Genomic DNA, 5,422 nt, shown 5'->3' with positions numbered 1-5,422 from the left:
GTGAAGCCGCATATACGTTCTTTTCGTCAAAACTGATTGTTGACAACAACCCTGGGGCCATATACGTATGAGTTATTTAGTTGACTACTATATTTAGTTGACTACTATTATTATAATTAATTAAATTAAAATTAATTTTATAGTTTTTAAGCCTGTTATTATTGGGGATAAAGTTTTTTTCTCTATATAAATTAAATGGTTGAGATCTTTCTGTTTGTGAAAAATTAATCGAGATAAGGCTGTATAAGCTGTGTATGTTTGTGGATAACTTTAGAAATTCAGCAGTTTCTCTTAAATAAATAGAGGTTATCCACAAACAAACAAAATAACTTAAGGTTGTCTCGTCAGCGAAGCTGTCTCCTGATATGATCGAAAAATACTAAACGCTCCCGCCGAGTTGGGGCTCCAGACCGAGATACTAAGAAAAATGACTTTAGCGTTGACGGTTGCTTTCTTTTGAGTTAACAAGTTTAATCGCACCTCAGTTAAAAGGCTTACCTTGATGGATTATACTTATTAAAGTTAGAATAAATTTTTTCCTAGAAAAAGGATTTCTTTCATGTATAATTATAAAAAAATTCTTGTCACATTGTCGCTTGATCCTAATAGCGATCGACCATTGGTGGAAAAAGCGAAGGAGTTAAATGTTAACCGCGATGCTCAATTATATTTAATTCATGCGGTTGAATACTTTAATAGTTATGGGGCTGCCTATGGTATGGCAGCTGGGGTTGATGTCGAAGATATGTTATTGGAAGAAGCAAAAAAGCGAATGAATGAAATTGCTTCCCAATTAAATATTTCCTCCGATTGTCAGGTTGTGAAAGTGGGCCCTGCAAAGTTTCTTATTTTGGAGCAAGCCAAAAATTGGGGTATCGATTTAATCCTCGTGGGTAGCCATGGCCGTAATGGTATTCAGTTGTTGCTAGGTTCCACGTCGAATGCTGTTTTGCACGGCGCTCAATGCGATGTATTGGCTGTTCGGATCAAGGGTTCTTAAAGGTCAGAGAAATAAAAGCCGTCTTTGTTATCTTGGCCAGGTAATTGTTGAACACCGTTTTAATTGCAAAACGCTGTGGACATTTATGGGAGATAATTCAACTTTGTCGTGGGTCGAGAAAAACTTCAATTACTTTTCCATTTTCCTTAGCTATAACCGAACACGTGGAATAAAGCAAAAAACCTCTTGCTTTAAGCACTGTCCATAACGCGTTCCATAATTGCAATTGTTTTTAGTGATATTGTAAAATATCACACGCTTGTCGTAATTTTAATATCAGGGTGGCGGCGAATAACGACAATAGCAGAGCATGGCGCATCGAGAAGCAGACACTCAAACAATTCTTCACTTGACCATTGATCGATTTGTGAGGCATCCGCTAAAAGGCATTGCAAGGGTTCTTGTCGGCGCCCAAAATGTGTTATATTTTCCTTAATTCGATTTGATCGCTGTTTGTTATTGTCAATCGTAACTAACGTTTTTAAGTGATGGTTTACTTCTAAAATATGAGAAGTTTTGCTTCCGGGCGTTGCACACTCGTCGAGTACCATTTGGTTATTTTCTAGGTTCAATAAATACGCTGCAAATTGGCTGGTTGTGTCTTCAATGTAACAATAAACAATAGCCTTTGTTAAATCCTGGCAGCTGGTGTACCGAACAAGGTTTTTCTAGTTGAATATCCGTGGGAAAAAAATCGAGAGCCTTGGCAGAGATATTTTTTTGGTCCAGCATTTCTAAATAAATGTCACGGCAAATTTTAGTTAAATTAACCCGTATCTTATGGGAGGATGAGCGTTGTTAGCGATTAAAATAGATTCCTAATGTCTGGTTATGATTTTTTAATGAGTTGAATAAGCCATAAAGGGTGCGTGTATTGCTATTCGATGATTTTCTCGGTAAAAGTAAGTAATTCATCTTTTTCAGCGATAAAGCGTCGCAATCATTTATTAATTAATACTTTTGTTCACAGTTTTTTTAATATTTCAGCGGCGGAAACGATTTGATTAACGATAGTGTGGATGAGTATATTTAGGTAATTCAATTGATAACAGCTTATTATAATAATGAAAAATATATCGTGATATTTATTTCTTAAAGCCGAATGTAACAATTTTTCTGCCATTAATTTTGATTTAAAATACCAGCAAAGTGTGTTGTAGCAGAGTTCTTGAATCAGCGATTGATCATCTTCGTTAGCAGATAATAGTGCTGTTAATGAATGATTTGATTAACTAAAATCGCGGCTGTTGCCCACGTATTCATGATAGCAAAGAAATATCAGCGATCTGTGAAAACAGTTGTTGTAAAGAAGTCAGCAGAGCCAGTCGATTTTCACGTTTTTCTTTGTCATCGACCATTACCATAACTCTATTAAAGAAAATATCTATCGGTTCTTTGAGAGAAGCAAGTTCGCTTAATGCTTTTGTATAGTTTGCTTTTTTATAAAGATTATTAAATAATTCTGTACGTTCTTTAAGTTGATTGGCGAGAAGGTGTTCGGCATCGGAATCAAAGAGCGAATGATCGATCGTTTTGCTTTTTAGTTTGGTAGCCTTTTTTTTGAGAATATTGCTGACTCGCTTATTAGCTGCTGTTAATGCATCGGCTTCGGGTAACATTTGGAAATGTTGAACTGCTTTAATTCGGTGGTCAAAATCCAGCGGATCAGTTGGATGGCTGGCCAGAACGGCCATAAAAACAGAGGCAGGAACTTCTTTTTCAAGGTACCACGCGCGTAAACGTTCGATGATAAAATCGAAGGACTGATTTACAACGTTAGCATTTGGCAATTCAACCGCATAATTGTTTTTAGCTTCATCTAATAAAGCGAATAAATCTAATGATAAATCTTTTTCGATTAAAATGCGTAAAATCCCAAGCGCTGCTCGACGCAACGCAAATGGGTCTTTATCGCCGGTAGGTGATTTATTAATGCCAATAATACCTATAATAGTATCTATTCGATCCGCCACTGCCACGCAGGCGCTTAATAAATTCCGAGGTAGTTGATCCCCTGAAAAACGGGGTAAATAATGTTCTTTAATCGCTTCAGCCACGAGAGGCGGCTCTTTATTATGAACAGCATAATAATAACCCATAATTCCTTGCAACGTGGGGAATTCATAGACCGTCTCGCTAACTAAATCGCATTTGGAAAGAAATCCAGCGCGGGCTGCTAATTGCTCATCAATATTAATTTGTTTAGCAATAAAGGCAGCCAGTTTTTCAATTCGTCTCGCTTTGTCTGCGATTGCGCCCAGTTGTCGTTGGAAAACAACATTCCCAAGTTTGGATAACCGGTTTTCTAACGAAGTCCTAAGGTCATTGTCATAAAAGAAGGAGGCGTCCGCGAGCCTTGCGTTTATTACTCGTTCGTTTCCAACGATAACCCGTTTAGGATTTTTACTTTCAATATTGCTGATGATAATAAAATAGGGGAGCAGATCGCCGTTTTTATTTTTTATAGGGAAGGTGCGTTGATGCACTTTCATTGTTGTAATCAGAACTTCGGGAGGTAATTCTAAAAATTCAGCTTTAAAGTTACCAATTAAAACAACGGGCCACTCAACCATTCCTGTGACTTCTTCTAATAATCTTTCATCGATGATGGCTTCTCCTTTTTTATAGCCTGCCTTTTGGACAAGATAACGAATTTTTTCTCGTCGCTTTTCAAAATCAGCTATTACCATTCCATGGGTTAATAATAGTTTTTGATAGTCATCGGGTTTAGCGACTAAAATATTTTTAGGGTGATGAAAACGATGCCCGCGTGTTTCGCATGAGGCCATTTTTCCAAACAAAGTGGCAGGAATGAGATTTTTTCCCAACATCAGGATAATCCAATGAACGGGTCGAACGAAGAGCTCCTTATGATCGTTCCAGCGCATGGCCTTTGGTGTAGGTAATTGTTTAAGAGCCGATTGAATTATGTTGGGCAACAGATCGAGAGCATTTTGGCCCGGCTGTTCTATTTTACAATAGATAAACTCACCTTTTTTTGTTTTTTTAACTTTGAGTTGAGCGGTAGAAACGCCACAAGATTGTGCAAAGCCAAAACAAGCGAGTGTAGGGGTTTGGTCTTTGTCAAAAGCCGCTTTGACGCTAGGGCCCTGACGCTCTATTTTTCGTTGGGGTTGTTGAAGCGCTAAATTATTGACCAATACCGCCAAACGACGAGGTGTGGCATAATGGTGTATATTCCCGAATAATAAACCAGCTTTTTCTAATTCGGATTTAATTGTTTGGGATAATGCTTGGGACAGTTGGTTCAAGCTCTGCGGTGGTAATTCTTCGCAACCGATTTCTAATAAAAAGTTTTGTGTGGTCATTTTTAACACCCTTTCAGCCTATCATTACCCGCCAGTGGTAAAACGTGAGTAAGAGAGGAGGATACTTCTTCTTCCAACATTGGAAAGCCAAGTGTTTCTCGAGCGGAATAATAGGCTTCGGCAACGGCTTGGGCTAGTTTTCTGATTCGGAGAATAAATCGTTGGCGCTCTGTCACTGAAATGGCTTGGCGAGCATCTAGGAGATTAAAGGTATGAGAGGCTTTTAGGACCATCTCATAAGCCGCCAGCGGTAAGTGAACTTCAATTAGTTGGCTTGCTTCCTTTTCGTAAAAATCGAAAAAATTAAATAATGCTTCTACATTGGCGTATTCGAAATTGTAGGCTGACATTTCAACTTCATTTTGTTGGAAAATTTGTCCATAGGTGACCCGTCCGTTAGGGCCTTCGGTCCAGACAAGGTCAAACATGTTATCTATCCCTTGCAGAAACATAGCCAGACGTTCCAGACCGTAAGTAATTTCTCCAGTGACGGGTTTGCATTCTAAGCCGCCGATTTGTTGGAAGTACGTGAATTGTGTAATTTCCATTCCATCTTGCCAAACTTCCCAACCGATTCCCCAGGAACCTAGTGTAGGCGCCTCCCAATTATCTTCCACAAAACGAATGTCATGAGTGAGTGGATCAACGCCCAGCGTTTTTAGAGAACCCAAATAGATATCTTGAATGTTATCGGGGGATGGCTTCAAGACGACTTGAAATTGATAGTAATGCTGGGTGCGATTGGGATTATCTCCGTAACGCCCGTCGGTTGGTCGGCGCGAAGGTTGGACATAGGCAGCGCGCCAGGGTTCGGGACCGATAGCTCGCAAAAACGTCGCGGGGTGGAAAGTCCCAGCGCCAACTTCCATATCGAAAGGTTGTAACAAGACAACCCCTTGGGAGGCCCAATACTTCTGTAAGATGAGAATCATTTGTTGAAAATTAATAGAGCGTGATGATTTCATTTGCCAACTTTTATCACGATATCCAACAAAAAACCAGCTGTAGTCATTTTAAAATTGTGATCCAGCGCAGGCGCCTAGGCGTCAACTTAAGCATAAACCCCTAATGGCTGTAAAGTTGATGCTTCTCT

General features: G+C 39.2%; 3 protein-coding genes and 1 pseudogene. 1 reads left to right on the top strand and 3 read right to left on the bottom strand.

Annotated features, from left to right (window positions below; all coding sequences use genetic code 11):
* The first annotated feature begins 559 nt into the window (after positions 1–559).
* Positions 560–1,000, top strand: coding sequence for a universal stress protein (locus OWO34_RS08775; protein WP_267257222.1), 441 nt, complete (start codon positions 560–562; stop codon positions 998–1,000).
* Here OWO34_RS08775 and rsmB read toward each other — a convergent pair.
* The 3 genes and pseudogenes from rsmB to glyQ all read right to left on the bottom strand — a co-directional run bounded on the left by rsmB (position 987) and on the right by glyQ (position 5,294).
* Positions 987–2,263, bottom strand: a pseudogene (rsmB, locus tag OWO34_RS08770) (16S rRNA (cytosine(967)-C(5))-methyltransferase RsmB). The gene OWO34_RS08775 and the pseudogene rsmB overlap by 14 nt on opposite strands.
* Positions 2,260–4,329: a glycine--tRNA ligase subunit beta gene (glyS, locus tag OWO34_RS08765; RefSeq protein ID WP_267257221.1), complete on the bottom strand. Its 2,070-nt coding sequence runs from the start codon at positions 4,327–4,329 to the stop codon at positions 2,260–2,262. The pseudogene rsmB and the gene glyS overlap by 4 nt, the downstream one beginning before the upstream one ends.
* 2 nt (positions 4,330–4,331) lie before the next feature.
* A complete protein-coding gene (glyQ, locus tag OWO34_RS08760) occupies positions 4,332–5,294 on the bottom strand; it encodes a glycine--tRNA ligase subunit alpha (protein ID WP_267257220.1) in 963 nt (320 codons plus the stop codon).
* Between the last annotated feature and the right edge of the window lie 128 nt (positions 5,295–5,422).

Source organism: Coxiella endosymbiont of Ornithodoros maritimus (assembly GCF_907164965.1).
GTDB lineage: Bacteria > Pseudomonadota > Gammaproteobacteria > Coxiellales > Coxiellaceae > Coxiella.
The sequence above is the reverse complement of the archived record's forward strand: the minus strand, read 5'-3'. Positions and strand labels throughout refer to the sequence as shown.